Below are 1,500 nucleotides of genomic sequence, written 5' to 3'. Positions count from 1 at the left end.
GAGCCGGATTTACCTAACTCTCAAGCCTACGCACTTGAACCTGGACAACCGTCGCCAGGCCCACCTAGCCTTCTCCGTCCCCCATCGCAATTGTAAGAAGTACGGGAATATTAACCCGTTTCCCATCGACTACGCCTTTCGGCCTCGCCTTAGGGGTCGACTCACCCTGCCCCGATTAACGTTGGACAGGAACCCTTGGTCTTCCGGCGAGGAGGTTTTTCACCCCCTTTATCGTTACTCATGTCAGCATTCGCACTTCTGATACCTCCAGCAGACCTTACAATCCACCTTCAACGGCTTACAGAACGCTCCCCTACCCAATACAGTAAAAGACATTGCCGCAGCTTCGGTTTATAGCTTAGCCCCGTTACATCTTCCGCGCAGGCCGACTCGACTAGTGAGCTATTACGCTTTCTTTAAATGATGGCTGCTTCTAAGCCAACATCCTAGCTGTCTAAGCCTTCCCACATCGTTTCCCACTTAGCTATAATTTGGGACCTTAGCTGGCGGTCTGGGTTGTTTCCCTCTCCACGACGGACGTTAGCACCCGCCGTGTGTCTCCCGGATAGTACTTACTGGTATTCGGAGTTTGCAAAGGGTTGGTAAGTCGGGATGACCCCCTAGCCTTAACAGTGCTCTACCCCCAGTAGTATTCGTCCGAGGCTCTACCTAAATAGATTTCGGGGAGAACCAGCTATCTCCAGGTTTGATTGGCCTTTCACCCCTAGCCACAAGTCATCCGCTAATTTTTCAACATTAGTCGGTTCGGTCCTCCAGTTGATGTTACTCAACCTTCAACCTGCCCATGGCTAGATCACCTGGTTTCGGGTCTATATCCAGAGACTGAACGCCCAGTTAAGACTCGGTTTCCCTACGGCTCCCCTAAACGGTTAACCTTGCCACTGAATATAAGTCGCTGACCCATTATACAAAAGGTACGCAGTCACACCACGAAGGTGCTCCTACTGCTTGTACGTACACGGTTTCAGGTTCTATTTCACTCCCCTCACAGGGGTTCTTTTCGCCTTTCCCTCACGGTACTGGTTCACTATCGGTCAGTCAGTAGTATTTAGCCTTGGAGGATGGTCCCCCCATATTCAGACAGGATATCACGTGTCCCGCCCTACTCGATTTCACTGATGATGAGATGTCGGTTACGGGGCTATCACCCTGTATCGCGGCACTTTCCAGAGCCTTCACCTGTCTCATTAAAAGCTTAAGGGCTAATCCAATTTCGCTCGCCGCTACTTTCGGAATCTCGGTTGATTTCTCTTCCTCGGGGTACTTAGATGTTTCAGTTCCCCCGGTTCGCCTCGCTGAGCTATGTATTCACTCAGCGATACCTACTTATGCAGGTGGGTTTCCCCATTCAGGAATCTCAGACTCACAGGTTATTACTACCTAATCTGAGCTTATCGCAAGTTATTACGCCTTTCATCGCCTCTGACTGCCAAGGCATCCACCGTGTACGCTTAGTCACTTAACCATACAACCCCAAAG

1 rRNA gene is annotated in these 1,500 nt (G+C 50.5%); it reads right to left on the bottom strand.

Annotated features, from left to right (window positions below):
* Positions 1 to 1,486 (bottom strand): 23S ribosomal RNA (locus tag TZ48_RS04360); the annotation flags it as partial.
* Between the last annotated feature and the right edge of the window lie 14 nt (positions 1,487 to 1,500).

The sequence above is a fragment of the Vibrio variabilis genome (assembly GCF_003263785.1).
GTDB lineage: Bacteria > Pseudomonadota > Gammaproteobacteria > Enterobacterales > Vibrionaceae > Vibrio > Vibrio variabilis.
This window is presented reverse-complemented; position numbering and strand designations above follow the sequence as displayed.